General features: G+C 70.5%; 21 protein-coding genes. 17 read left to right on the top strand and 4 right to left on the bottom strand.

Going from position 1 to position 23,108, the window contains the following annotated elements; translation table 11 throughout:
• Positions 1-41: 41 nt before the first annotated feature.
• The 10 genes from murD (at position 42) to JOB34_RS17860 (ending at position 10,668) form a co-directional block, all read left to right on the top strand.
• A complete protein-coding gene (gene murD, locus JOB34_RS09000) occupies positions 42-1,523 on the top strand; it encodes a UDP-N-acetylmuramoyl-L-alanine--D-glutamate ligase (RefSeq protein WP_208052336.1) in 1,482 nt (493 codons plus the stop codon).
• Positions 1,520-2,767 carry a putative lipid II flippase FtsW gene (ftsW, locus tag JOB34_RS08995; protein ID WP_208052335.1) on the top strand — a complete coding sequence of 416 codons (1,248 nt, stop codon included), beginning with the start codon at positions 1,520-1,522 and terminating at the stop codon, positions 2,765-2,767. The genes murD and ftsW overlap by 4 nt, the downstream gene beginning before the upstream one ends.
• On the top strand, positions 2,764-3,882 hold the full coding sequence (gene murG, locus JOB34_RS08990; RefSeq protein WP_208052334.1) for an undecaprenyldiphospho-muramoylpentapeptide beta-N-acetylglucosaminyltransferase: 1,119 nt from the start codon (positions 2,764-2,766) through the stop codon (positions 3,880-3,882). Before ftsW ends, murG begins: the two co-directional genes overlap by 4 nt.
• 3 nt (positions 3,883-3,885) lie before the next feature.
• Complete coding sequence (gene murC / locus JOB34_RS08985; protein WP_347813800.1) at positions 3,886-5,325, top strand: UDP-N-acetylmuramate--L-alanine ligase; 1,440 nt, start codon at positions 3,886-3,888, stop codon at positions 5,323-5,325.
• A 277-nt stretch (positions 5,326-5,602) separates the two neighbouring features.
• Positions 5,603-6,943, top strand: coding sequence for a cell division protein FtsZ (ftsZ, locus tag JOB34_RS08980; RefSeq protein WP_208052333.1), 1,341 nt, complete (start codon positions 5,603-5,605; stop codon positions 6,941-6,943).
• Positions 6,944-6,988: 45 nt separating this feature from the next.
• Positions 6,989-7,741, top strand: coding sequence for a polyphenol oxidase family protein (locus JOB34_RS08975; RefSeq protein ID WP_208052332.1), 753 nt, complete (start codon positions 6,989-6,991; stop codon positions 7,739-7,741).
• Positions 7,731-8,444, top strand: coding sequence for a YggS family pyridoxal phosphate-dependent enzyme (locus JOB34_RS08970; protein ID WP_208052331.1), 714 nt, complete (start codon positions 7,731-7,733; stop codon positions 8,442-8,444). Before JOB34_RS08975 ends, JOB34_RS08970 begins: the two co-directional genes overlap by 11 nt.
• A 67-nt stretch (positions 8,445-8,511) precedes the next feature.
• Positions 8,512-9,015: a cell division protein SepF gene (gene sepF, locus JOB34_RS08965; RefSeq protein WP_179481497.1), complete on the top strand. Its 504-nt coding sequence runs from the start codon at positions 8,512-8,514 to the stop codon at positions 9,013-9,015.
• Between the two features lie 177 nt (positions 9,016-9,192).
• A complete protein-coding gene (locus JOB34_RS08960; RefSeq protein ID WP_179481495.1) occupies positions 9,193-9,480 on the top strand; it encodes a YggT family protein in 288 nt (95 codons plus the stop codon).
• A 93-nt stretch (positions 9,481-9,573) separates the two neighbouring features.
• Complete coding sequence (locus JOB34_RS17860; protein WP_208052330.1) at positions 9,574-10,668, top strand: DivIVA domain-containing protein; 1,095 nt, start codon at positions 9,574-9,576, stop codon at positions 10,666-10,668.
• A gap of 114 nt (positions 10,669-10,782) precedes the next feature.
• On the opposite strand, the gene JOB34_RS17520 is transcribed toward JOB34_RS17860, so the two are convergent.
• Positions 10,783-11,382: a hypothetical protein gene (locus tag JOB34_RS17520; RefSeq protein ID WP_243757728.1), complete on the bottom strand. Its 600-nt coding sequence runs from the start codon at positions 11,380-11,382 to the stop codon at positions 10,783-10,785.
• Here JOB34_RS17520 and JOB34_RS17515 point away from each other — a divergent pair.
• From JOB34_RS17515 to JOB34_RS08925, 6 genes are all read left to right on the top strand, one after another.
• Entirely contained in the window at positions 11,372-11,866 is a 495-nt protein-coding gene (locus tag JOB34_RS17515; RefSeq protein WP_343048507.1) for a TraR/DksA C4-type zinc finger protein, read from the top strand. The genes JOB34_RS17520 and JOB34_RS17515 overlap by 11 nt on opposite strands.
• Positions 11,839-12,459, top strand: a complete 621-nt coding sequence (gene lspA, locus JOB34_RS08945; RefSeq protein WP_208052328.1) for a signal peptidase II — start codon at positions 11,839-11,841, stop codon at positions 12,457-12,459. Before JOB34_RS17515 ends, lspA begins: the two co-directional genes overlap by 28 nt.
• Positions 12,452-13,381, top strand: coding sequence for an RluA family pseudouridine synthase (locus tag JOB34_RS08940; RefSeq protein ID WP_208052327.1), 930 nt, complete (start codon positions 12,452-12,454; stop codon positions 13,379-13,381). Before lspA ends, JOB34_RS08940 begins: the two co-directional genes overlap by 8 nt.
• Positions 13,382-13,439: 58 nt before the next feature.
• On the top strand, positions 13,440-13,961 hold the full coding sequence (locus tag JOB34_RS08935; RefSeq protein WP_208052326.1) for a DUF1643 domain-containing protein: 522 nt from the start codon (positions 13,440-13,442) through the stop codon (positions 13,959-13,961).
• Between the two features lie 200 nt (positions 13,962-14,161).
• Positions 14,162-17,728, top strand: coding sequence for a DNA polymerase III subunit alpha (dnaE, locus tag JOB34_RS08930; protein WP_208052325.1), 3,567 nt, complete (start codon positions 14,162-14,164; stop codon positions 17,726-17,728).
• A gap of 1 nt (position 17,729) precedes the next feature.
• Positions 17,730-19,844 (top strand): S9 family peptidase, encoded by a 2,115-nt coding sequence (locus tag JOB34_RS08925; protein WP_208052324.1) that lies wholly within the window; start codon positions 17,730-17,732, stop codon positions 19,842-19,844.
• 38 nt (positions 19,845-19,882) lie between these two features.
• Here JOB34_RS08925 and JOB34_RS08920 read toward each other — a convergent pair whose 3' ends face one another.
• Together JOB34_RS08920 and JOB34_RS08915 are read right to left on the bottom strand one after the other, a co-directional pair.
• Positions 19,883-21,382: an amidohydrolase family protein gene (locus tag JOB34_RS08920; RefSeq protein WP_208052323.1), complete on the bottom strand. Its 1,500-nt coding sequence runs from the start codon at positions 21,380-21,382 to the stop codon at positions 19,883-19,885.
• 16 nt (positions 21,383-21,398) lie between these two features.
• Positions 21,399-22,133: a TetR-like C-terminal domain-containing protein gene (locus JOB34_RS08915; protein WP_208052322.1), complete on the bottom strand. Its 735-nt coding sequence runs from the start codon at positions 22,131-22,133 to the stop codon at positions 21,399-21,401.
• 125 nt (positions 22,134-22,258) lie between these two features.
• On the opposite strand from JOB34_RS08915, the gene JOB34_RS08910 reads away from it, so the two are divergent.
• Entirely contained in the window at positions 22,259-22,747 is a 489-nt protein-coding gene (locus JOB34_RS08910) for a VOC family protein (RefSeq protein ID WP_179481482.1), read from the top strand.
• A gap of 57 nt (positions 22,748-22,804) precedes the next feature.
• Here JOB34_RS08910 and JOB34_RS08905 read toward each other — a convergent pair whose 3' ends face one another.
• Positions 22,805-23,068: a DUF4031 domain-containing protein gene (locus JOB34_RS08905; protein WP_208052321.1), complete on the bottom strand. Its 264-nt coding sequence runs from the start codon at positions 23,066-23,068 to the stop codon at positions 22,805-22,807.
• Positions 23,069-23,108 lie beyond the last annotated feature (40 nt).

The raw sequence follows: 23,108 nt of genomic DNA, 5'->3' as shown, positions 1-23,108 counted from the left end.
GGTTCCCGGCTCGTCCGGCAGGCACAGACGGTCCGCGGCTGATGCCGGTCGACGACGGCCGCCGTACCCGCCTCGCCGCCCTCGACCATGCCGACGCGGACTGGGCCGGGCTGCACGTGGTGGTCTTCGGTCTCGGTGTGAGCGGGTACGCCGCCGCCGACGCCCTGCTGCAGCGCGGTGCGCACGTGACGGTGCTGTCCGGCACCCCCACCGACCACCAGCGCGAGCAGGCGACCGTGTTGGAGATCCTGGGCGCCGTCGTACGGTTCGGCGCCGAGCACCAGCAGCGCCCCGGACCGGGCACCGACCTGGTGGTGACCTCGCCGGGCATCCCACCCACGCATCCGTACATGCGGGCCGCTGCGGCGGCCGCGGTGCCGGTGTGGGGTGAGGTCGAGCTCGCCTGGCGGATGCGCCGACGCGAGGGCGCCGCACCGTGGCTCTCGATCACGGGCACCAACGGCAAGACCACCGCCGTCACCATGCTCGAGCGGATCCTGCAGGCAGGCGGGCTGCGCGCGATCGCGGCGGGCAACGTCGGCACGCCGCTCGTCGAGGCGGTGCTGCATCCGCAGCCCTACGACGTGCTGGCCGTCGAGTTGTCGACCTTCCAGCTGCACTGGTCGTCCAGCCTGTCGCCGTACGCGTCCTGCTGCCTCAACGTCGCACCGGACCACCTGGACTGGCACGGCTCCTACGAGGAGTACCGCCGGATGAAGGGGCGCGTCTACGAACGCACCCAGCACGCCTGCGTCTACAACGAGGACGACCCCACGACGCGTGAGCTCGTCGAGGACGCCGACGTCGTCGACGGCGCGCGCGCCATCGGATTCACCCTCGGCCTGCCGGAACCATCGATGCTCGGCGTGGTCGACGGAGTGCTCGCCGACCGCGCGTTCGTGCCCGACCGCCGGTACGCCGCGCAGCTGTGCACGGTGGCCGAGCTCGCCGCGGGCGAGGAGGCGCCGTCGCCGCACTACGTCGCCGACGCCCTCGCGGCCGCGGCCCTGGCGCGGTCCTACGACGTGCCGCCGGCGGCCGTGCGCGCGGGCCTGATGGGCTACACGCCCCAGCCGCATCGCGGGCAGGTCGTCGCGTCCGGTGCCGGGGTGCGCTGGATCGACGATTCGAAGGCGACCAATCCCGGCGCGGCCGCGGCCGCACTGCGCGCGGTGGAGCACGTGGTCTGGGTCGCGGGCGGCCAGCTGAAGGGCGCCGACGTCGAGGATCTCGTGCGCGACGCCGCGCCGCGGCTGCGCGCCGCGGTGCTGCTCGGGGCCGACCGCGAGGTGATCGCGCAGGCGCTGCGGCGACACGCGCCCGATGTCCCCGTCGTGCAGATCGACAGCATTCAGACTGACGCCATGGATCTCGCTGTGACCGAGGCTGCCCGCCTCGCCCGGCCGGGCGACGTCGTACTCCTCGCTCCCGCGGCCGCGTCCAAGGACATGTTCTCCGGTTACCCCGAGCGGGGCGACCTCTTCGCGCAGGCCGCCCGTCGGGTGAGCGGAGCCGGTCGATGACCGCGAGTGGCGCCAACCCCGGGTTCGATCCGGCGCGCGGCTATCTGCAGCAGGTCAAGGAGCGGGTGACCTCGCCGGTCGGCCCGTACTACCTGATCCTCGGATCCGGCACCCTGCTGCTGATCTTCGGGCTCACGATGGTGCTGTCGGCGTCCAGCGTCACGTCGTACGCGTCGCCGACGCACTCCTCGTACACGATCTTCTTGAACCAGGCCTCGTTCGCCGTGGTGGGTGTGATCGGGGCGTTCGTCGCGAGTCGGATCAGCGTCCGGATGTGGAAGACCATCGCATTTCCGGTGTTCTTCTTCGCGGTGTTCCTGCAGTTGCTGGTCTTCACGCCGCTGGGCCTGACGGTCAACGGCAACACCAACTGGATCGGTGCGGGCGGCTTCACGATGCAGCCGTCCGAGGTCGGCAAGATCGCTGTCGTCCTGCTCATCGCGACCGTGCTCTCCCGCAAGCGTCGGGTCCTCGACAGCTACAAGCACCTGCTCCTGCCGCTCGGGCCGCTGCTCTTCATCGTGCTCGCCGCTGTGATGGGCGGCGGTGACCTCGGCACCTGCCTCGTCCTGCTGGCCATCATGGGCGCAATGTTCTTCGTGGCCGGTGTGCAGCTGCGTATCTTCGGTGTCGCCGCCGGCGCCGCGGCGCTGGGCGCGTTGACCTTCGCACTCACCAGCGGCAACCGCACCGGTCGCATCGACGCCTGGCTCGGTACCTGCATCGACGCCCAGACCCCTGGGTGCTGGCAGAAGGTGCACGGCATGTACGCCATGGCCGACGGCGGCTGGTGGGGCGTCGGCCTCGGTGCCAGCCGTGAGAAGTGGTTCTGGCTGCCCGAGGCGCACAACGACTTCATCTTCGCCATCATCGGCGAGGAGCTCGGCATCCCCGGCACCATGGCGGTCGTCGGCCTCTACGTCGTGCTGGCGTACGCCTGCTACCGCCTGATCGTCACGAGCAACGACCTGTTCGTGCGGCTGGCGACGGCAGGGATCATGCTGTGGATCGTCTTCCAGGCCATGGTCAACATCGGATCGGTGACCGGCCTGCTGCCCATCATCGGGGTGCCGCTGCCGCTGGTGTCGGCTGGTGGATCTGCCCTGGTGACGACACTCTTCGCACTCGGAATGCTGCTGTCGTTCGCGCGTGCGGAGCCGGAGTGCCGGGCCGCCCTGCAGGCGCGCCCGAGCCTGTTGCGCAAGGCCTCGGCCGTCCTCGCGTCCTCCCGCGCCGGGCGATGAGCGGCGGGCAGAGCCCGCAGTCGGCGCCGCTGCGCAGCGTGCTGCTGGCCGGCGGAGGCACCGCAGGGCACATCTCACCGTTGCTGGCGACGGCGCAGGAGCTTGCCGCCCGCCATCCGCAGGCGCGGATCACCGTGCTCGGCAGCGAGGGCGGCCTCGAGGAGCGGCTGGTGCCCGAGGCCGGCCTGGAGCTACGGCTGATCCCGAAGGTCGCCTTCCCGCGCCGACCGAACTCCGCTGCAGTGCGCTTCCCGGTCGCCCTGCGTGGCGCGATCGCAGAGGCCGGCGCGGTGGTCGACGACGTCGACCCGCAGGTCGTCGTCGGATTCGGCGGCTTCGTCAGCCCGCCCGCGTTCTTCGCCGCCAAGCGACGCGGGATCCCGATGGTCGTCCACGAGCAGAACGCCCGACCTGGCCTGGCCAACCGTGCCGGTGCACGCCTCACGCCGTACGTCGCGACCACCTTCCGTACGACGCAGCTGCCGCACGCCCGGGTGATCGGCATGCCGCTGCGGACGCAGATCTCGCGGCTGGACCGGTCCGTCGGTCGCGAGGCGGCCCGCGCCTTCTTCGGACTGCGTCCGGACCTGCCCACCGTGCTGGTGACCGGCGGATCGCTCGGCGCGGCACGACTCAATTCCACCTTCGCGCAGCGGGCCCGGGAGCTGAGCGCCGCAGGTATCCAGGTGCTGCACGTAACCGGCCGCGGCAAGGAGATCGACCTGCCCCCAGTGCTCGGGGGCGCACCGTACGTCGTGCTGCCCTACGTCGACCGGATGGATCTGGCCTACACCGCGGCGGATCTCGCAGTCACCCGCTCCGGTGCCGGGATGGTCTGCGAGCTGGCGACCGTGGGGCTGCCGGCCGTCTTCGTGCCGCTGCCCGTCGGCAACGGCGAGCAGAAGCTGAACGCCGCAGAGATGGTCGCCGCCGGTGGCGCGCAGCTGGTGCCCGACGAGTACTTCACCCCCGAATGGGTCGACGCCCACCTGATCCCGCTGCTGCGCGATGAGGCTCGGCTGCAGGAGATGGCCATGGCCGCACGCGGCTCGGGCCACGGCGAATCGGCCGGCACTCTCGTGACGATGATCGAGCACGCCACCACGGGGAGCTGACCGGTGGCCGACGGCATCAATCGCCGCTTCGACTTCGCCGCGCCGCTGCCCCTGCTGCAGGACGTCCGCGCGGTCCACCTCATCGCCATCGGCGGCTCGGGGATGTCCGGCATCGCCGCGCTCTTCCTGGCGCGCGGTGTCACCGTGACCGGCTCGGACCGGGCCGAGAGCGCCGCCGTGCAGCGACTACGCGCTGCCGGTGTGCCCGTCGTGATCGGCCAGAGCGCAGACAACGTGAGCGGGCTCGACGCGGGGACCCTGGTGGTCGTCTCCAGTGCCATCGCGGAGAGCAATCCGGAACTGGCGGCGGCGCGCGGGCGCGGTCTGCGCGTGCTGCACCGCTCACAGGCCCTCGCCGTGCTCACGCAGGGACGCCGGGCGATCGCGGTCGGCGGGGCCAACGGGAAGACCACCACCAGCGCCATGGCGGTCGTCGCGCTGCGCTCCGCGGGGGCGGGACCGTCGTTCGCGATCGGCTCCGACATCGCGGGGATCGGCGCCAATTCCGGTGTCGGCGACGGCGAGTCGTTCGTCGTCGAGGCCGACGAGAGCGACGGCTCGTTCGTGGTCTACCGGCCGCAGATCGCCGTCGTGACGAACGTGCGCGACGACCACCTCGATTTCTACGGCACCAGTGAGCGGCTGCACGCGGCGTACGACGACTTCGCCGCCTCGATTCGTTCGGGCGGGTTGCTCGTCGCATGCGCGGACGACGAGGGGAGTGCGGCCCTGGCACGCCGGCACGCGGCCCGCCTGCGAGTGCTCACCTACGGCAGGTCGCCCGACGCCGACCTGCGACTGACCGATGAGAGCGCCGACGGGATGTCGGCATCCGCCCTGCTGTTCTTCCCGTCCGGGGAGCGGGTGGCGATGCGCCTGCAGGTCCCGGGCGCGCACAACCTGCTGAACGCTGCCGCGGTGGCCCTCGCCCTGACCGCCGGCTGCGGCATCGCGCCCGAGGCAGCCGTCCGTGGACTCGCCGACTTCCGTGGCACCTCCCGCCGGTTCGAGGTGCGGGGGAGCGCGGCCGGTGTGCGGGTCGTCGACGACTACGCGCACAACCCCGACAAGCTCCAGGCCGCGATCCGCACGGGCCTGGCACTGCGCGAGGGCGGGCGCCTGGTCGTCCTGTTCCAACCGCACCTGTACTCCCGCACGCAGGCCTTCGCCGAACAGTTCGCCGCGGCACTGCGACTGGCGGACGCGGCGTTCGTCATGGACGTCTATGCCGCCCGCGAGGAGCCGGTGCCCGGAGTGACCGGGCGACTGCTCTCGGACAGAGTCCCCGGAGCGGTCTTCGTGGCCTCCGGAGCCGACGCAGTGGAAGCCGTCGCCGACGCCGCACGCGACGGCGACCTCGTTCTCACGATCGGCGCGGGCGACGTCACGGCCCTGGCGTCTCTCATCCTGCAGCGGCTCGCCGAACGCTCGACCTCTAGTTGAGGTCAAGGCGACTGTCGATGTCGAGCGGGGTCGCGTACGATCGCGGTCGCGTGGGTGAGCGGTCGTCTGCACCGCTCTTTCTGCGCACCTCGTGCAGGTCTGGGCGGTTTTCGACAGGTCGCGGCGCGTGTCGTAGGGGCACTTGCAACCGCCCCCGGCATGATCGTGGCCGGTACGGTGCCCTCTGCACGCCCGGACATTCGCCGCGCACCGCATCTGGACGCAGCACAGCAGCACCGCAGCACTTCACCCGGCAATCCTCGAAAGGCTCCACCTCGTGCCAACTCCTCAGAACTACCTGGCTGTCATCAAGGTCGTCGGTATCGGTGGTGGCGGTGTCAACGCGATCAACCGGATGATCGAGGGTGGCCTCAAGGGCGTGGAGTTCATCGCCATCAACACCGACGCCCAGGCGCTGCTGATGTGCGACGCGGACGTCAAGCTGGAGGTCGGCCGGGAGCTGACCCGTGGCCTCGGCGCCGGCGCGGACCCCGAGGTCGGCAAGAAGGCCGCCGAGGATCACGCGGAAGACATCGAAGAGGTGCTGAAGGGCGCCGACATGGTCTTCGTGACCGCCGGAGAGGGTGGCGGCACCGGCACCGGTGGCGCACCCGTCGTGGCGAAGATCGCCAAGAGCCTCGGCGCGCTGACCATCGGCGTCGTCACGCGGCCGTTCACGTTCGAGGGACGCCGTCGTGCCGGCCAGGCCGATCTCGGCATCAACGCGCTGCGCGAGGAGGTCGACACCCTCATCGTCATCCCGAACGACCGGCTGCTGTCGATCAGCGATCGCAACGTCTCCATGCTGGAGGCCTTCCACACCGCCGACCAGGTGCTGCTGTCAGGTGTCCAGGGCATCACCGACCTGATCACCACCCCCGGTCTGATCAACCTCGACTTCGCCGACGTGAAGTCGGTCATGCAGGGTGCCGGTTCGGCCCTGATGGGCATCGGCTCGGCGCGCGGCGAGGACCGTGCGGTGCAGGCGGCCGAGTACGCGATCTCCTCCCCGCTTCTGGAGGCCAGCATCGACGGCGCCCAGGGCGTGCTGCTGTCCGTGCAGGGCGGCAGCGACCTCGGACTCTTCGAGATCAACGAGGCGGCGAAGTTGGTGCAGGAGGCCGCCCACCCGGAGGCCAACATCATCTTCGGTGCGGTCATCGACGACGCCCTCGGCGACGAGGTGCGGGTCACGGTCATCGCTGCCGGCTTCGACGGCGGGACCCCGCAGCGTCGGGCGGACGAGCGTGCGATCGGTCAGATCCAGGGCGGCCCGACGGCGCGGCAGCAGCAGCCCGTGGCGGCCGCCGTCGGAGGCGCCTCGCCGAGCGCGCCCCACCAGCAGGCCCCGGTGCAGCGCGACGGTGCGGCGCAGCCCGCCCGTCCGGCGCAGGGTCAGCAGGGTGGCCAGGGCCAGCAGGGCTACGGCCAGCCGGCGCAGCGTCCCGTCGGAGGGGAGCAGGGCGGCCAGGGCCGCGAGCAGGGCGCCGACGTTCGGCAGGGCGAGGGCCGGCAGGGTCAGCAGGGCGTCCCGCAGCAGGCCGCTCCGGTGCGCCCGCCGCGTCAGGCTCCGGTCGACCCGCCCGAGGACCTGGACGTCCCCGACTTCCTCAAGTGATCGCCGGGCGCGGTCGGCGTCGGTCCACGGCGCGGGTCTGAGCCCGTGTTCTGGTGGCGCGAGACGGTCACCGGCCGTGACGGCCGGTCCGCCGACGTGGCGTTCACCGACCGCACCGGCGGGGTGAGCAGCGGGCGGCTGGGTTCGCTCAACCTGGGCGCTCTCGTCGGCGACGACCCGGACGCCGTACGCACCAATCGCGCCGCCGTGGCGCGGGCGATGGGCCTGGCTCCGCACCGGCTCGCCTTCATGCACCAGGTGCACGGCAACCGCACGATCCGGACCACGACCGCGGGCAGCGGCGAGCCGCAGCAGTGCGACGGTCAGGTCACCGACGTCCCCGGTCTCGGGCTGGCGGTGCTGGTCGCGGACTGCACGCCCGTGCTGCTGGTCGACGTGCACGCCGGGGTGGTCGGGGCCGTCCACGCCGGGCGTCCCGGAATGACCAACGGCGTCGTAGACGCCGCCCTCGACGAGATGGCCGGGCTCGGCGCCGATGCGCCACAGGCCTTCGTCGGCCCCTCGGTGTGCGGCCGGTGCTACGAGGTGCCCGAGCAGATGCGCGAGGACGCGGCTCGCCGCAGCCCCGAGAGTCGTGCCGTCAGCTGGACCGGCACCCCTGCCATCGACGTCGCGTCCGGTGTGGTCGCGCAGCTGCGCTCGCGTCACGTCCCGGTGACGTGGGTGCCCGGCTGCACCCGGGAGTCCGACCGCCTCTTCTCCCATCGCCGCGACCACGGTGAAGGGCGCTTCGCCGGCGTCGTCGTGCTCCGGGAACGGACCGACCGTGGCGTCTGACCCCCGCGCCGACGAGCTCGCCACCAACCTGGCCGCGGTGCAGGAGCGCATCGCGGCGGCGTGCGCGTCCGCCGGGCGCGACCGCGGCAAGGTGTCGCTCATCGTGGTGACGAAGTTCTTCCCTGCGCAGGACGTGCTCCGCCTGCACGCCCTCGGGGTCCGCGACATCGGCGAGAGCCGCGACCAGGAGGCGGCGGCCAAGGTGGCCGACCTCGCGACGGACGTCCGGGCCGACCTGCGAGTGCACTTCATCGGTCAGCTGCAGTCCAACAAGGCCCCGCACGTGAGCGCGTACGCCGACGTGGTGCACTCGGTCGATCGCGCAAAGATCGTGGCCGCGCTCGACCGGGGGGCCGTCGCCCACGAGCGGGCGCCGCAGGTGCTGGTGCAGGTCGACCTGTCCGGTGACGACGCCGGACGCGGGGGAGCGTCGCCGGACCAGGTGGCCGAGCTCGCGGACCGGATCGCCGCGTCGCAGGCGCTGCGCCTGCGCGGGGTGATGGCGGTGGCGCCTCTGGACGGCGATGCGGGGGCGGCGTTCGCCCGGCTGCGCGAGGTGGCCGCCGACGTACGCGCGCATCATCCCGGCGCGACGTGGATTTCCGCCGGGATGTCCGGCGATCTCGAGTCGGCCGTCGCCGCGGGTGCGACACACCTGCGTGTCGGCAGCGCAATCCTCGGTTCGCGACCTCCCCGGCGGTAGCGTTTTTTCACACCACCAGGCCACCTGCCCGGCCGAATCCGGCCTGACGATACGAGGAGCACCACGAATGGCTGGAAAGCTGCGCGCGATGACGGAGTACCTCGGTCTCTCCGAGGCCGACCGTCGTTACGACGACGAGTACGACGACACCTACACCACGGACGAGTCGCACGAGTACGCCGACAGCGGCTACGACGAGACCGCCCACATCGAGCAGGAACGTGAGGCGGCACCCGTGACGCAGTTGCACAAGAACGCACCGGCCGGTGCGCCGGCGGCCGGTGGTCCGATCAGCCGGATCACCACCATCCACCCGCGCACCTACAACGAGGCCAAGGAGATCGGGGAGAACTTCCGCGGTCGCGTGCCGGTCATCATGAACCTGTCGGACATGGACGACAACGACGCCAAGCGCCTGGTGGACTTCGCCGCCGGCCTCGTCTTCGGTCTGCACGGCACCATCGAGCGGGTCACCGCCAAGGTCTTCCTGCTGTCGCCCTCCGGTGTCGAGGTCGCCACGACCGGTGCCGACGCCGCGCGCACACCCCGGGGGCTTTTCAACCAGAGCTGAGGCAGCACCTCACGACCACCGGCCGGTCGGCGCCTACCCCGCGCCACCGGCCGTCGTCGTGCCGGGCGGCGCGCATCGGCGTGGCGAAGCGTCCGGGATGCCGGTTCTTCCCGGCATCGAGCGGTTAGCTCACCGGCCGTCGTCGTGCCCGGCGCCGGGATGAGTGACAATGGGCTCATGGCCACGTTGCTGGGCGTCATCTCGATCGTGCTCTACATCTTCCTGGTGCTGTTGTTGGCACGGCTGGTGTTGGAGTGGATCCAGGTCTTCGCGCGTCAGTGGCAGCCGCGCGGACCCGTGCTGGTACTCGCCGAGACGACGTACACCGCCACCGACCCGGCCCTGAAGGCGGTCCGGAAGGTCCTCAAACCGGTGCGGATCGGCTCGATCCAGCTTGATCTGGCCTTCCTCGTCCTGCTGCTGGCTGTCTCTTTGCTGCTCAATCTCATAGGCTCTCTGGCCTGAGCAGGACAACACATCCGATTTCTGCCGGCGGTCTGCCGTGCGCGCAGGTGCGCGCGCGAGCGCCGCGGCATCTAGGTGCACCGAGGTGAACACATGGCGTTGACGCCTGAGGACGTAGTCAAGAAAGAGTTCACCAAACCCAAGGGGTTTGGTCGAAGCGGCTACGACGAGATCCAGGTGGATGACTTTCTCGATGAGATCGTCGTGGAGCTGCGTCGGCTGAACGCCGAGAACGAGGACCTCACCGGCAAGCTGGAGGACCTGCGCCGCTCCAAGGGAGTGGCGGGCAAGGAGGGCGGTTCCACGGCCGCGGACACCGCGTCCGGCGTCCCGGCCCTCACCCCCGTGAAGGGCGATGCCGACAAGGCCGACGCCGACGCCACCGCGGCCATCCCCGTGGCGACGAAGGGTGGCGCGACCGACTCACCTGACGCCGCCGCACTGGCCAAGGCCCGTGAAGAGCTCGCGAGCGCCGAGCGTGACCTGGCGACCGCCAAGGGCGAGCGCGAGAAGGTGCAGCGCGAGGTCGACGAGGCCAAGGAGCGGCTGGCCGCACTGCAGAAGCAGATCGAGCAGGCCGAGGCCGACTCCACGCAGCGGACCGCCGCGGCCGCCAAGCGCGCCGAGGAGGCCGAGGCGCAGTCCGAGGCACGGATGCGTGACGCCGGTGCGGCTCAGGGCGGCTCCTCCGTGGCCGGTGCCCAGGCACCGGGTACGGCGGCCACCGCGGGCAACGACAGCGCAGCCGGCGTGATCGCGCTCGCGCAGCGCCTGCACGATGAGCACGTGCGCGAGGGTGAGACCACCCGCGACCGCCTCATCAAGGAGGCCCAGGAGCGGCACGACTCGATGGTCGGCGAGGGCACCACGACGCGCGAGAAGCTCGTGCAGCAGGGCCAGTCCAAGCACGACGAGCTCGTGGGGACCGGCCAGAAGCGGCACGACGAGTTGATGCGACAGGCCAACGAACGCTCGACCGGACTGGTGAAGGAGGCCGAGGAGCGCAAGCAGCGCATCATCGGCCAGCTCACCACCGAGCGTGAGTCGATCAGCACGGCGATCGAGCAGCTGAAGTCGTTCGAGCACGAATACCGTTCGAAGCTGAAGGGATTCATCCAGGGTCAGCTCAAGGACCTCGACGGCGAGGGTGTGCAGGAGAAGGAGTCCGCCCCGGGCGGGCAGCACTGACACCTGCAGCACATGACGACGGCCCCGCACCCGGTGCGGGGCCGTCGCACGTGCCTGCAGGGCCAGGTGCGGGCATGATTGCGAGCCGTCATTCGATCGTCCGTCGCGCCGCGGTCAGCAAGTCCCGCGTGATCCCCTATCCTGCGGCAGACACGAACGTGCCAGGCCGGTCCCGGCCTCGAGCGGCCGGAGGGGCGCAATGGGAAGCACACATCCCGCAGATTCGGCGCGGGTGATCGCAGCGGCGGCTGCCCGGTCGTCCAGAGTCACGTCGGTGTTGCGCAAAGCTGCGCGGGTGGTGACCGGTGCGGGGGAGACCTCTGAGCCGGCATCCGCGCGCCCGGCGACCGCGAAGCGGCCGGTGACCAGGAAGTCGGTCGCGGCGAAGTCGGGCGCGGCGAAGACCGCGAAGAAGGCGCCTGCGAAGAAGGCGAGCGACAAGGCATCGGCGAAGAAGGCATCGGAGAAGGCGACCGTTGCCCGGCCCCCCGCGAAGAAGACGCCCGCGAAGAAGGCGACCCTCACCGGGTCCGCCGCCAAGACGTCGGCCACGGCACGCAGGACAGCCCGGCCGGCCGCCGGCAAGGTCGCGTCGCGGGACGCCGCGACGCCCGCCGCTCGCGCGACGGCCAGCGCTGCGAAGACCACGAAGAAGACCGCCAAGAAGTCATCCCCGAAGACGAGCACTACGAAGAAGGCTGCCGTGAAGAGCACACCCACCTCCTCGACGATGAAGGATGCGGCGGAACACACCTCCGTGCAGGCCTCCACGCCCGCGCCCAAGTCCGCGGTGACCTCGCCGCGCAAGCAGTTGAAGGTGCGCGAGGACGAATCGCCCTGGACCGCCGAGGAACTCGCCGGTGTGAAGGCCGAGCTGGAGACCGACGTGGCCCGGCTCGGCTCCGAGCTGGCAGGTATCGAGCACGAGATCGCCGACCTGATCGGCGACAGCGGTGACGGTGCCGGCGACGACCAGGCCGACGCCGGCAGCAAGTCCTTCGAGCGCGAGCACGAGTTCTCTCTCGCGCAGAACTCGCGGGAGATGCTCGAACAGTCTCAGCACGCGCTCGACCGGATCGCCGACGGGACCTATGGGATCTGCGAGAGCTGCGGCAAGCCGATCGGCAAACTTCGTCTGCAGGCCTTCCCTCGTGCGACCCTGTGCATGCAATGCAAACAGAAGCAGGAACGCCGCTGACCACGTCCGCCGGCCCGAGGCGCACCCCGACCCGCACCCGACTCCTCACGGTGCTGGGGTCGGTCGCCGTCCTCGGGTACCTCCTGGACCAGGGGACCAAGGCGTGGGCGAACTCCGCCCTCGACCCTGCGCGACCGCGTGATCTGGTCGGGCCGGTCCTCAAACTGCACCTGACCCACAACGCCGGCGCCGCGTTCTCGATGGCGACCAACGCCACCTGGGTGCTGACGCTGATCGCGATCGCGGTCATCGCGGCGACCATCTTCGCCGCACGCCGGATCGGCAGTCGGGCCTGGGCGGTCGCGCTCGGACTGCTACTCGCCGGTGCGTTCGGCAACCTGACCGACCGGTTCGTGCGCCCGCCGCGCGGCGGGCAGGGTCACGTCGTCGACTTCCTCGAGCTGCCGCACTGGCCGATCTTCAACGTCGCCGATATGTGCGTGGTGTGCGCTGCGGCCCTCATCGCGCTGCTCGCGATCCGCGGGATCGGGATCGACGGCCGGCGGGCCGGCGCGTCCGGCGACACGACCGACGCCGGTGAGCGCGCGGACACCGCCGCTTCGTCCGAGCGCCGGAGCGACGACGATGACTGAACTGAAGGCGCAGCCGGTCCCCGAGGGGCTGGAGGGCGAACGGGTCGACGCGGCCATCGCCCGTCTGCTCGGTCTGTCCCGTAGCCGCGCGGCGGCCCTCGCGGCGGACGGGTCGGTCACCCTGGATCACAAGGTCGTCGGCAAGTCCGAGCGGGTCAGCGCCGGCCAATGGCTCGAGGTGACCTTGCCGGCCCTGCGGGAAGGACCGGCCGTCGTACCCCGCGACGTGCCCGGAATGACGATCGTGCACGACGACAGCGAACTGATCGTCGTCGACAAACCGGCCGGTGTCGCGGCGCACCCGAGCGTGGGCTGGGACGGTCCCGACGTGGTGAGCGGTCTCGCCGCCGCGGGCTACCGGATCTCGACCTCCGGCGCCGCGGAACGGCAGGGGATCGTGCAGCGCCTCGACGTCGGCACCAGCGGGTTGATGGTCGTCGCGAAGAGCGAGCGCGCGTACACCGTGCTGAAGCAGGCGTTCCGCGACCGCACCGTCGACAAGACCTATCACGCGCTGGTGCAGGGTCTGCCCGACCCGCTTGAGGGCACCATCAACGCCCCGATCGGGCGGCACCCCGGGCACGACTACAAGTTCGCGGTACTCGGCGCGGGGCGACCCAGCGTGACGCACTACGAACTGCTCGAGGCGTTCCGGTCGATGTCACTACTCACGATCCACCTGGAGACCGGGCGCACCCACCAGATCCGGGTGCACTTCGCGGCGCTGCACCACCCGTGCGTGGGCGACCCGATGTACGGCGCCGACCCGACCATCGCCAAACGGCTGGGCCTGGCCCGTCAGTGGCTGCACGCGCGGGCGCTGGGGTTCAACCATCCGGGGTCGGGGGAGTACGTGACGTTCGAGAGCCCGTACCCGGCCGATCTGCAGCACGCGCTCGACCTGGTCCGCGCGGGAGACTGACCCCGCCCGTCCGGTCAGCCCACGCCGACCGTGAATCACGCACCCAGGACGGCTCAGCATGAGCGGCGACGACCTGTTCGCCTCGTCATCCGACGCGAGCATCTGCGGCTGCGGCCGGCACCGGTATCGGCTGTGCCGTCGCTGGGGATCGAAGGGCGGCCCGACAGCCACCTTCATCATGCTCAACCCGTCGACCGCCGACGCTGACGTCGACGACCCCACCATCCGCCGATGCATCGGCTTCGCCGGGCGCGAAGGCTGCACCGGGCTCGTCGTCGTCAACCTGTACGCCTGGCGTGCGACGAAGCCCGCGGACCTGTGGACCGCGGACGACCCCGTCGGCCCCGAGAACGACGAGGCGATCAGCGGCGCGCTGAGGCTCGCTCGCCTCCGCGGTGGACCGGTCATCGCCGCATGGGGAGCCCACGCGCGCTCCGACCGGGTCGGGGCCGTCCACGAGCTGGCCGCGGGTGTCGTCGCTCTGACCTGTCTCGGGGTCACCGAAGGCGGGCACCCCCGCCACCCCCTGTATGTCCGCGGCGACCAACCCCTCGTGGAGCTGCCGCACCCGTCACCCTGACCGGTCCGGCGTGGGTCGGTTCGCCGGCCGACGTCCTCGACGAACCACGGATCCGCCTCGTCGAGGACGCGGTGTCGGGCAGCGGTCGCGGGCACCGACCGCCACCCGCGCGCGTCCTTCGCCGAGTACCACGCGGCCCGTGCGCCCCACCGTGCGCGTCGGGGACCGGGGTGTCGGTAGACCGACCTAGACTCATCGCGATGTCTTCTTCGCCTGCCTCGAACTTCGTGCACCTGCACGTGCACACCGAGTACTCCACGCTGGACGGGGCGGCCAAGATCAAGCCGATGTTCGCCGAGGCGGAGCGGCTCGGGATGCCCGCCATCGCGATGTCGGACCACGGCAACATGTTCGGCGCCTACGAGTTCCAGCTGGCCGCGCAGACCAGCCCCGTCCGGCCGATCATCGGCATCGAGGCCTACGTCGCACCCTCCACCCGGCACTCGCGCACCCAGGAGTTCTGGGCCGGCTCGCGAGACCGCGACGCCAACGTCGACGGCGAGGGCGGCAAGGACGTCTCCGGAGGCGGTCGCTACACCCACATGACCATGTGGGCGCAGGACGCGCGCGGATTGCGCAACCTGTTCAAGCTGAGCTCGCTGGCCAGTTTCGAGGGCTACTACATGAAGCCCCGGATGGACCGGGAGCTGCTCGCCGAGCACGGCCGGGGCATCATCGCCACCACCGGCTGCCCCTCCGGTGAGGTGCAGACCCGGCTGCGGCTGGGTCAGTACGACGAGGCGATCGCGGCGGCATCGGCGTACCAGGACATCTTCGGTGCGGACAACTACTTCCTCGAGCTGATGGACCACGGGCTGTCGATCGAGCGGCAGGTGCGTGACGGCCTGCTGAAGATCGCCAGAGAGCTGCACATCCCGCTGCTCGCGACCAACGACAGCCACTACGTCACCGAGGACCAGGCCGACGCGCACGACAACCTGCTGTGCGTCGGAGTCGGCAAGAACAAGGACGATCCGCACCGCTTCAAGTTCAACGGGTCCGGCTACTACCTCAAGACCGCCGAGCAGATGCGCGAGCTCTTCGCCGAGCTGCCGGAGGCGTGCGACAACACCCTCGCCATCGCCGAGCGCATCGAGGACTACAGCGAGGTCTTCGCGCCCGTCGACCGGATGCCGCAGTTCCCCGACGTCCCCGAGGGCCAGACCCAGGCGGCCTACCTGCGCGAGCAGATCACCGTGGGTCTGAAGGAGCGGTACGGCGACGACCCCGGCCCCGAGGTGCTCGAGCGCATCGAGACCGAGATGGCCGTCATCGAACCGATGGGCTTCTCCTCCTACTTCCTCGTGGTCGCCGACATCTGCCGCTACGCGCGCGACAACGGCGTGCCGGTGGGCCCGGGACGAGGCTCGGCGACCGGGTCGATGGTGGCCTACCTGACTCGGATCACCGAGCTGGATCCGCTGGAGCACCAGCTGCTCTTCGAGCGCTTCCTCAACCCCGAGCGGATCAACCCGCCGGACGTCGACCTCGACTTCGACGACCGCCAGCGCGACAAGATGGTCCGCTACGTCACGACCAAGTACGGCGCCGAGTACACCGCGCAGGTCAACACCTTCAGCACCATCAAGGCCAAGGCCGCGGTCAAGGACGCCAACCGGATCCTGGGCTTCCCGTTCGCGCTCGGCGAGCAGATCAGCAAGGCCATGCCGCCGGACGTGATGGGCAAGGGCGTGCCGCTCACCGGCCTGTTCGATCCCAAGCACCCGCGGTACGCCGAGGCGACGGAGTTCCGGGCGCTCTACGAAGCGCAGCCCGAGGTCCGCAAGGTCGTCGACACCGGGCGTGGGCTGGAGGGGATGATCCGCGGCACCGGCGTGCACGCCGCCGCGGTGATCCTGTCCTCCGAGCCGCTGCTCGACCTCATCCCGATGCACCGCCGGGACAAGGACGGCACCATCATCGCCGGCTTCTCCTTCCCGCACTGCGAGGAGATGGGCCTGGTCAAGATGGACTTCCTGGGCCTGCGCAACCTTGGCATCATCGACCAGGCCCTCGGCAACATCGACACCAACCGCGGCGTGCACCTCACCACGGCCACCATCCCGCTGGAGGACGAGGCGACCTACCAGCTGCTGGCGCGCGGGGAGACCCTCGGTGTCTTCCAGCTCGACGGCGGGCCGATGCGCAGCCTGCTGCGCCTGATGGCCCCGACCCGGTTCGAGGACATCGCGGCCGTGCTGGCGCTCTACCGACCCGGGCCGATGGCTGCGAACGCACACATCAACTACGCCGAGCGCAAGAACGGCCGGCAGGCCATCACCCCGATCCACCCGGAGCTCAAGGACGCGCTCGAGCCGATCCTCGGCACGACGTACCACCTGCTCGTCTACCAGGAGCAGCTCATGGCCATCGCCCGCGAGCTCGCGGGCTACACCCTGGGCGGCGCCGACCTGCTGCGCCGGGCGATGGGTAAGAAGAAGATCGAGATCCTGGAAAAGGAGTTCGGCAACTTCGAGGCCGGCATGGTCGCCAGCGGCTACAGCGCCGAAGCGACCAAGGCGCTCTGGGACGTGATGCTGCCCTTCTCCGGGTACGCGTTCAACAAGAGCCACACCGCCGGGTACGGCCTCGTGTCGTACTGGACCGCCTACCTCAAGGCCAACTACCCGGCCGAGTACGCCGCCGCGTTGCTGACCAGCGTCGAGGGCGACAAGACCAAGATGGCCACCTACCTGGCCGACACCCGCAAGCTCGGCATCAAGGTGCTGCCACCGGACGTGAACGAGTCGGTCGCCGACTTCACCGCCGTCGGCACCGACATCCGCTTCGGGCTGGCCGCGATCCGCAACGTCGGCGGCAACGTCGTGGAGGCGATCGTCAAGGCGCGCGAGGAGAAGGGCCGCTTCGCCTCGTTCGAGGACTTCCTGCGCAAGGTGCCCGCCGTCGTCTGCAACAAGCGGACCATCGAATCGCTGGTCAAGGCAGGAGCGTTCGACGATCTGCAGCACCCGCGGCAGGGGCTGGTGCACATTCACGAGGCCTATGTCGACGCCGTCGCGGAGGAGAAGCGCTTCGAGGAGCGTGGGCAGGACTCCCTCTTCGGCGGGTTCGGCGACGAGGCCGCGATCGAGTTGGCGGCGCTGCCTGCGATCCCCGAGATCGAGTGGGACAAACCCACCCTGCTGGCGTTCGAGCGGGACATGCTGGGGCTCTACGTCTCCGACCACCCGCTCTTCGGGATCGAGCACATCCTGTCCCAGCACGCGGACATGTCGATCGCCCGTCTGCACGGCGAGGACGCACCCAAGGACGGCGCGCAGCTGACCATCGCCGGGCTGATCACGGGGATGCAGCTGAAGCGCAACAAGCGCGGTGAGCTGTGGGCGATCGCGACGGTGGAGGACCTCGAGGGCGCCGTTGAGGTGATGTTCTTCGCGAAGACCTATATGACCGTGTCCACCATGCTCAACCCCGATGTGGTCTGCGTGATCAAGGGTCGCTTCCAGACGCGCGACGACGGTCCGCAGCTGATGGCCTCCGAGCTGACGCTGCCGGAGCTCAAGGGCGACGTACGCGGCCCGGTCGTGCTCACCATGCCCCTGGCGCGGGCCAACACCGGGCTCGCGCACAAACTGCGCACCGTGCTGGTCGAGCACCCCGGCGCCACCGAGGTGCATCTGAAACTGCATCAACCCGGTCGATCCGTCACCGTCAAGCTGGAGGACTCCTTGCGCGTCACCGCATCACCCGCTCTGTTCGGCGACCTCAAGGCGCTGCTCGGCCCGTCCTGCCTGGTAGGTGCATGAGATGGCACCCCACGAGGTCTCTGCACCCGTCGCCCGACGTACGCCGACGGTGCGCGAGCACCACGGTGACCGGTTCGAGGATCAGTGGGAGTGGTTGCGCGACAAGAACTCCCGCGAGGTCATCGCCCACCTGGAGGCGGAGAACGCCTACACGCAGGCGCGCACGGCGCACCTGCAGCCGCTCGTCGAGACCATCTTCGAGGAGATCCGCGGCCACGTCGTCGAGACCGATGTCGACGTGCCCGTGCGCAAGGGCGACTGGTGGTACTACTCGCGCACGGCGGAGGGTGCGCAGTACGCCGTGCACTGCCGCGCGCCGTACCGTCAGGGTGCAGCGCGCCCGGTGCCGGCCCCCGGCGCACCCGTCGACGGTGAGGTCGTCCTGCTGGACGAGAACCACGAAGCCGGCGCACACGAGTTCTTCGAGCTCGGCGGCCTGGAGATCAGCCCCGACGGTCGCTTCCTGGCACTGCTGGTCGACGTCAGCGGTGACGAGCGCTACGACCTGCAGGTGCGTGACCTCGTCACCGGCGCGGTGCTCGACCAGAGCGTGCAGGATGCGCACTACGGGCTCGCGTGGTCCTTCGACGCGCGCACCGTCTTCTACATCCGACACGACGACGCCTGGCGACCCCACCAGATCTGGCGTCACACCGTCGGCGGCGACCCGGCGGGGGACGTGCTGGTGCGCGAGGAGGCCGACCCGGAGTTCGGGATCGGCTTCGAGGTGTCGCGTGACGACCGCTGGCTCATCGTGGAGTCCGAGTCGCGCACCAGCAGTGAGGTGCTGCTGGGCGATCTGACCCGGCCCGACGCCGACCTGGTGATGGTCGAGCCTCGTGCAGCCGACGTGGAGTACTCCGTCGAGGTCGACGGTGATCGGATCTTCATCGCGCACAACCTTCGTCGACCCGACTTCGACCTGGCGCAGGCTCCGTTGGCGACGCCGGATCGGGCGCACTGGACCCCGGTCCTGGAGCTGGTGGACGACGAGCGGCTCGAGGGGGTCGACGCGTTCGCCGGCTTCGTGGCGGTGTCTCTGCGCTCCGGCGGTCTGCCGACCGTCCGGGTGCTGCCCAAGCACGGCGACGGGCTCGGCGACGCGGTGCACGTGCCGACCGACAGCCCGCTGGCCGTCGTACGCCTCGGCGCCAACGCCGAGTACGACGAGTCGACGCTGCGCCTGGCGATGGGTTCCTACCTGCTGCCACCGAGCGTGCTGCAGTTCGACCCGGCGAGCGGTGACCTGCAGGTGCTCAAACAGCAGGAGGTGCCCGGATACACGCCGCAGGACTATCTGGAGGAGCGCCTCTGGGCCCGCGGCGACGACGGCACCCAGGTGCCGATCTCGCTGGTCCGCCGACGCGACGTCGTCGCCGACGGGTGCAATTCCGGCCTCGTCTCCGGCTACGGGTCCTACGAGATTCCCTCCGACCCGCGGTTCTCCGCGAGCCGCCTGTCGCTGCTCGACCGGGGCGTCGTCTTCGCCGTGGCGCACGTGCGCGGCGGCGGTGAGCTAGGTCGCCGGTGGTGGGACGAAGGCAAGATGCTCGCCAAGCGCAACACCTTCACCGACTTCGTGGCATGCTCCCGCGCGCTGATCGACGCCGGTTGGGTCTCACCGGATCGTCTTGCAGCGGAAGGCGGCTCGGCTGGCGGCCTGCTCATGGGCGCAGTCGTCAACCTGGCGCCGGAGCTCTACCGTGCCGTGCACGCGGCGGTGCCCTTCGTCGACGCGCTCACCACGATCCTGGACCCGTCGTTGCCGCTCACCGTAGGGGAGTGGCAGGAGTGGGGCGACCCGCTGCACGACCCGTCGGTCTACGCCTACATGAAGACCTACAGCCCCTACGAGAACGTCGCCGCCACCGCCTATCCGGCGATCCTCGCGACCACCAGCCTCAACGACACTCGCGTCTTCTTCGTCGAGCCGGCCAAGTGGGTGCAGCAGCTGCGCGCCACCGTCACCTCCGATCCGGTGGATCGGCCGGTCCTGCTCAAGTGCGAGATGGTCGCGGGCCACGGCGGAGTGAGCGGGCGGTACGACGCGTGGCGCGACACCGCGTTCGAGCTGGCCTTCCTGCTCGACCAGCTCGGCGCCACCGCTCTGCGATGAACGGTCGCCGCCTGTCGCGACGGTCGGAGTGGGGGCGCTCAGAGCGCGTCGTGCACGACCCGGCCGCCGACCAGAGTGGCCGCGACGCCCATCGTCCGCAACGCATGTCCCGCGACTGCTGAATCATCAGTGGCAGCAAGGGGATCGGCGTCGACGAGCACGAGATCGGCCGGTGACCCCACCGCGACCGTTCGCTGACCGTCGGTGCTCGCGGCGAGGGCTTCCGCGGGCGTGATGGCCTGCGCCGCTCCCCACGGCCCGCGGGTGTCGGCGCTGCGGTGCACCGCGGCTGCCATCGCCAGCCAAGGGTCCAGTGACGCGACGGGGGCATCCGAGCCCATCCTCAGCTGCACTCCGGCGTCGACCATCGACCGCAGCATGAACGAGCGGTCGGCGCACCCGGGCCACAGCTGGTCGGACAGGTCGCGGTCGTCGTAGAGCTGCGCCGGCTGCACCGATGCGCGGACCCCCAGGGCAGCCATCCGCGTGATGTCGGCCGGATCAAGGAGCTGGGCGTGCTCGATGGAGCCGCGGATCCCGCTGTCCCGGAACGCATCCAGGACCATCGTGGCTGCGGCGTCACCGATGGCGTGCACGGCGGCGTCGAGGCCGTGCGCCCGGGCCGTGCGCAACGCTTCGAGAAGCTCCTCGGGCGAGACGTTGCAGGTCCCCCTGGTGGCGTGCCCGGCGTACGGCGCGCAGCACAGCGCGGTCATGGTGCCGAGCGACCCGTCGGCGATGATCTTCAGCGGTCCCATCGTGGCCATCCCGCCGCCGCCCGGCACGGCGTCACCGGTCCGCAGCCCGGCGGCGATCGTGGCGTCGAGACCGTAGAGGTAGGTCGATGCGCGGACCCGCAGGGTGTCCAGCCCGAGGGGCACCATCCGCCCCCAGGTCGCGACGGAGCTCTCGAACTCCATGTCGGTGATGCCGACGACGCCCTTGCTCGCAGCGTTGCGCAGGACGGCACGGTAGGCCTGGACAGGGTCCGGTTCGGCGCCGGGTAGGGCGGCGAGCAGCGGGAAGACGTCGAACCAGGCGTTCTCGCTGACCGGGGTGTCGCGCAGCGGAAGGTCGAGCAGTCGAAGCGCTATGGAGTTCAACCAGCCGTTGTGCGCGTCGCCGGAGATCAGCACGACCGGCCGGTCCGGGACGGCCTCGTCCAGCTCGCGCACGGTGGGAGCAGCCGGCCAGCCGGCGGAGCGGTAACCGAAGCCCACGATCGTGGAGTGCCGGTCGGCGCTCGCCCGGTCGTGGGCTCGCACGATGCGGACCACGTCGTCCGGGCAGGCGCTGGCGCTCACGTCGAGCCGGGACAGGGTGTGCGCCCACTGCGTTATGTGCACGTGGTGGTCCCACAGGCCCGGTGTCAGCCAGCGGCCGTCGGCATCAACCTGGCGGAAACCCCTGTCGGGCAAGGCTTTCCCGACCTCGACCACTCGACCGTCTTCGAGGTGCAGATCGATCGCTCCCGACGGGGCGGGGCGGCCGACCGGGACGATGCGTGCAGCGCGGATGGTGAGGGGTTCGGACTGCACCGCACCAGGGTAGGGGTCAGCCTCGGGACCGCTTCGCCCCCGCCCCGGTGACGGGCTTCGTCGTGCTCGGCTCGCTCGGATCGCCACCCACCACGCCGTCGATCGCGGCGTCCACGACGTACTCGGCCAACTGCTGCACGGCGGCCCGGGCCTGCGCGTGCAGAGGTCCGCGGGTCGCCAGGTCGGACAGACCGTGCACGGCCGACCAGCACGCCCATTCGGCATTCGCCCGGCGCGCCGCGGTCAGCACCCCGACCTCGACCAGCTCATCGAGCGCGGACATGAGCAGCACGAGAGGGTGCTGCACCTGGTCGGTGGGCGAGGCGTAGTGGGTCGCGACGTCAGGGGTCGCGTCGGACGGTCCCGGCGTCTGGAAGGCCAACTGGAACAAGCCCGGCTCGGCCAGCGCGAAGTCGATGTACCCCAGACCCACCGCGCGGAGATGTCCGCGCGCTCGGCGGGCGGGATCCGTGTCGGCTCCGTCGTCGTCCATCCGGGCCTGCATGGCTCGGCCGGCCTGATGCAACGCCTGGTCGGCCACGGCGGACACGAGGGCGGCGCGGTCGGCGAAGTGTCGGTACGCGGCGCTCGGGCTGACGCCGGCGACGCGGGTGGCCTCGCGCAGGCCGAGGGCTGCAGGGCCTCCAGCGCGGACGAGCTCCAGCCCCGCTGCGACCAGTGCGGCTGCCAGGTCACCGTGGTGGTAGCGGCCATGAGCGGATGACCCCTTCCCCGCGGTGCCGTCGGTCATCTTGTCGCCTCCATCCGTCATGTGTACGGTGTGAACTTTCGTAAGTGCACGCCGTACACATTATGGCGGCGTGTACCGGCCGAGCCTGCACCGCCTGTCGATCACGAACCGGGAGAGGACCCCTGATGAGCACCGAACTGACCACCTTCCTCTGGTTCCCGGGCAATGCCTCGGAAGCCGCTCGGTTCTACGCCACCGTCTTCCCCGACGTGCGGATCGAGCGTCAGGACGAATATCCCCAGGCGGCGGCCGATGCCGGCGCCGGCACGGCCGGGGAGGTCATGACGGTGAGCTTCACCATCGGCGGGCAGCGTTTCGTCGGCCTGAACGGCGGTCCGCAGTTCCCCTTCACCGAGGCTGTCTCGTTCCAGATCGCGTGCGCCGACCAGGCCGAGACCGATCGCTACTGGGATGCGCTCACCGCCGACGGTGGTGAGGAGAGCCAGTGCGGGTGGTGCAAGGACCGCTTCGGCGTCTCGTGGCAGGTCACTCCCACGCGTCTGACGGAGCTGGTCTCCGACCCGGACAAGGACCGCGCGGGTCGGGCGATGAAGGCGATGTTCACGATGCGCAAGATCGACATCGCCGAGATCGAACGGGCAGCCGCCGGCTGACCTGTTCACCCTGCACAGCGGGGCATATTTGCCCCGTTGTGCAGGGTGAAATCGAGGTCAGCGTTCGCGCTGGTGCAGCCGCAGGCCGCTGGCGAGCAGCCGGCGGATCAGGTCGCGCCCGGCCACCTCCTGCGCGCCCGCGGCGACGATCGCCTCGTAGCGCTCCTGCGGCACGTCGTAGTGGTCGCCATCGAAGAGCCGCTCGGGAAGCCCTGCCGCAACGGCGAAGTCGCGCAACTCGTCGTACGACGTGTCACTCACCAGATGTGACCACAACCGTCCGTAGGCCGGCCAGGTCGGCGGGTCGATCAACACGGTCACTCTCGCAAACTACCCCTTCCGAGGACGCCGCCGGACGAGC

This window comes from Allobranchiibius sp. GilTou38 (assembly GCF_017565325.1).
Classification (GTDB): Bacteria; Actinomycetota; Actinomycetes; order Actinomycetales; family Dermatophilaceae; genus Allobranchiibius; species Allobranchiibius huperziae.
This window is presented reverse-complemented; position numbering and strand designations above follow the sequence as displayed.

What these genes read in the sequence shown, in the direction of transcription:
- JOB34_RS08925 (WP_208052324.1), top strand. Translation starts at nt 17,730, where the DNA reads ATGGCACCCCACGAGGTCTCTGCACCCGTCGCCCGACGTACGCCGACG.
- murD (WP_208052336.1), top strand. Translation starts at nt 42, where the DNA reads ATGCCGGTCGACGACGGCCGCCGTACCCGCCTCGCCGCCCTCGACCAT.
- JOB34_RS08935 (WP_208052326.1), top strand. Translation starts at nt 13,440, where the DNA reads ATGAGCGGCGACGACCTGTTCGCCTCGTCATCCGACGCGAGCATCTGC.
- lspA (WP_208052328.1), top strand. Translation starts at nt 11,839, where the DNA reads ATGCAAACAGAAGCAGGAACGCCGCTGACCACGTCCGCCGGCCCGAGG.
- JOB34_RS08940 (WP_208052327.1), top strand. Translation starts at nt 12,452, where the DNA reads ATGACTGAACTGAAGGCGCAGCCGGTCCCCGAGGGGCTGGAGGGCGAA.
- JOB34_RS08915 (WP_208052322.1), bottom strand. Translation starts at nt 22,133, where the DNA reads ATGACCGACGGCACCGCGGGGAAGGGGTCATCCGCTCATGGCCGCTAC.
- JOB34_RS08960 (WP_179481495.1), top strand. Translation starts at nt 9,193, where the DNA reads ATGGCCACGTTGCTGGGCGTCATCTCGATCGTGCTCTACATCTTCCTG.
- murG (WP_208052334.1), top strand. Translation starts at nt 2,764, where the DNA reads ATGAGCGGCGGGCAGAGCCCGCAGTCGGCGCCGCTGCGCAGCGTGCTG.
- sepF (WP_179481497.1), top strand. Translation starts at nt 8,512, where the DNA reads ATGGCTGGAAAGCTGCGCGCGATGACGGAGTACCTCGGTCTCTCCGAG.
- dnaE (WP_208052325.1), top strand. Translation starts at nt 14,162, where the DNA reads ATGTCTTCTTCGCCTGCCTCGAACTTCGTGCACCTGCACGTGCACACC.
- JOB34_RS17860 (WP_208052330.1), top strand. Translation starts at nt 9,574, where the DNA reads ATGGCGTTGACGCCTGAGGACGTAGTCAAGAAAGAGTTCACCAAACCC.
- ftsW (WP_208052335.1), top strand. Translation starts at nt 1,520, where the DNA reads ATGACCGCGAGTGGCGCCAACCCCGGGTTCGATCCGGCGCGCGGCTAT.
- JOB34_RS08910 (WP_179481482.1), top strand. Translation starts at nt 22,259, where the DNA reads ATGAGCACCGAACTGACCACCTTCCTCTGGTTCCCGGGCAATGCCTCG.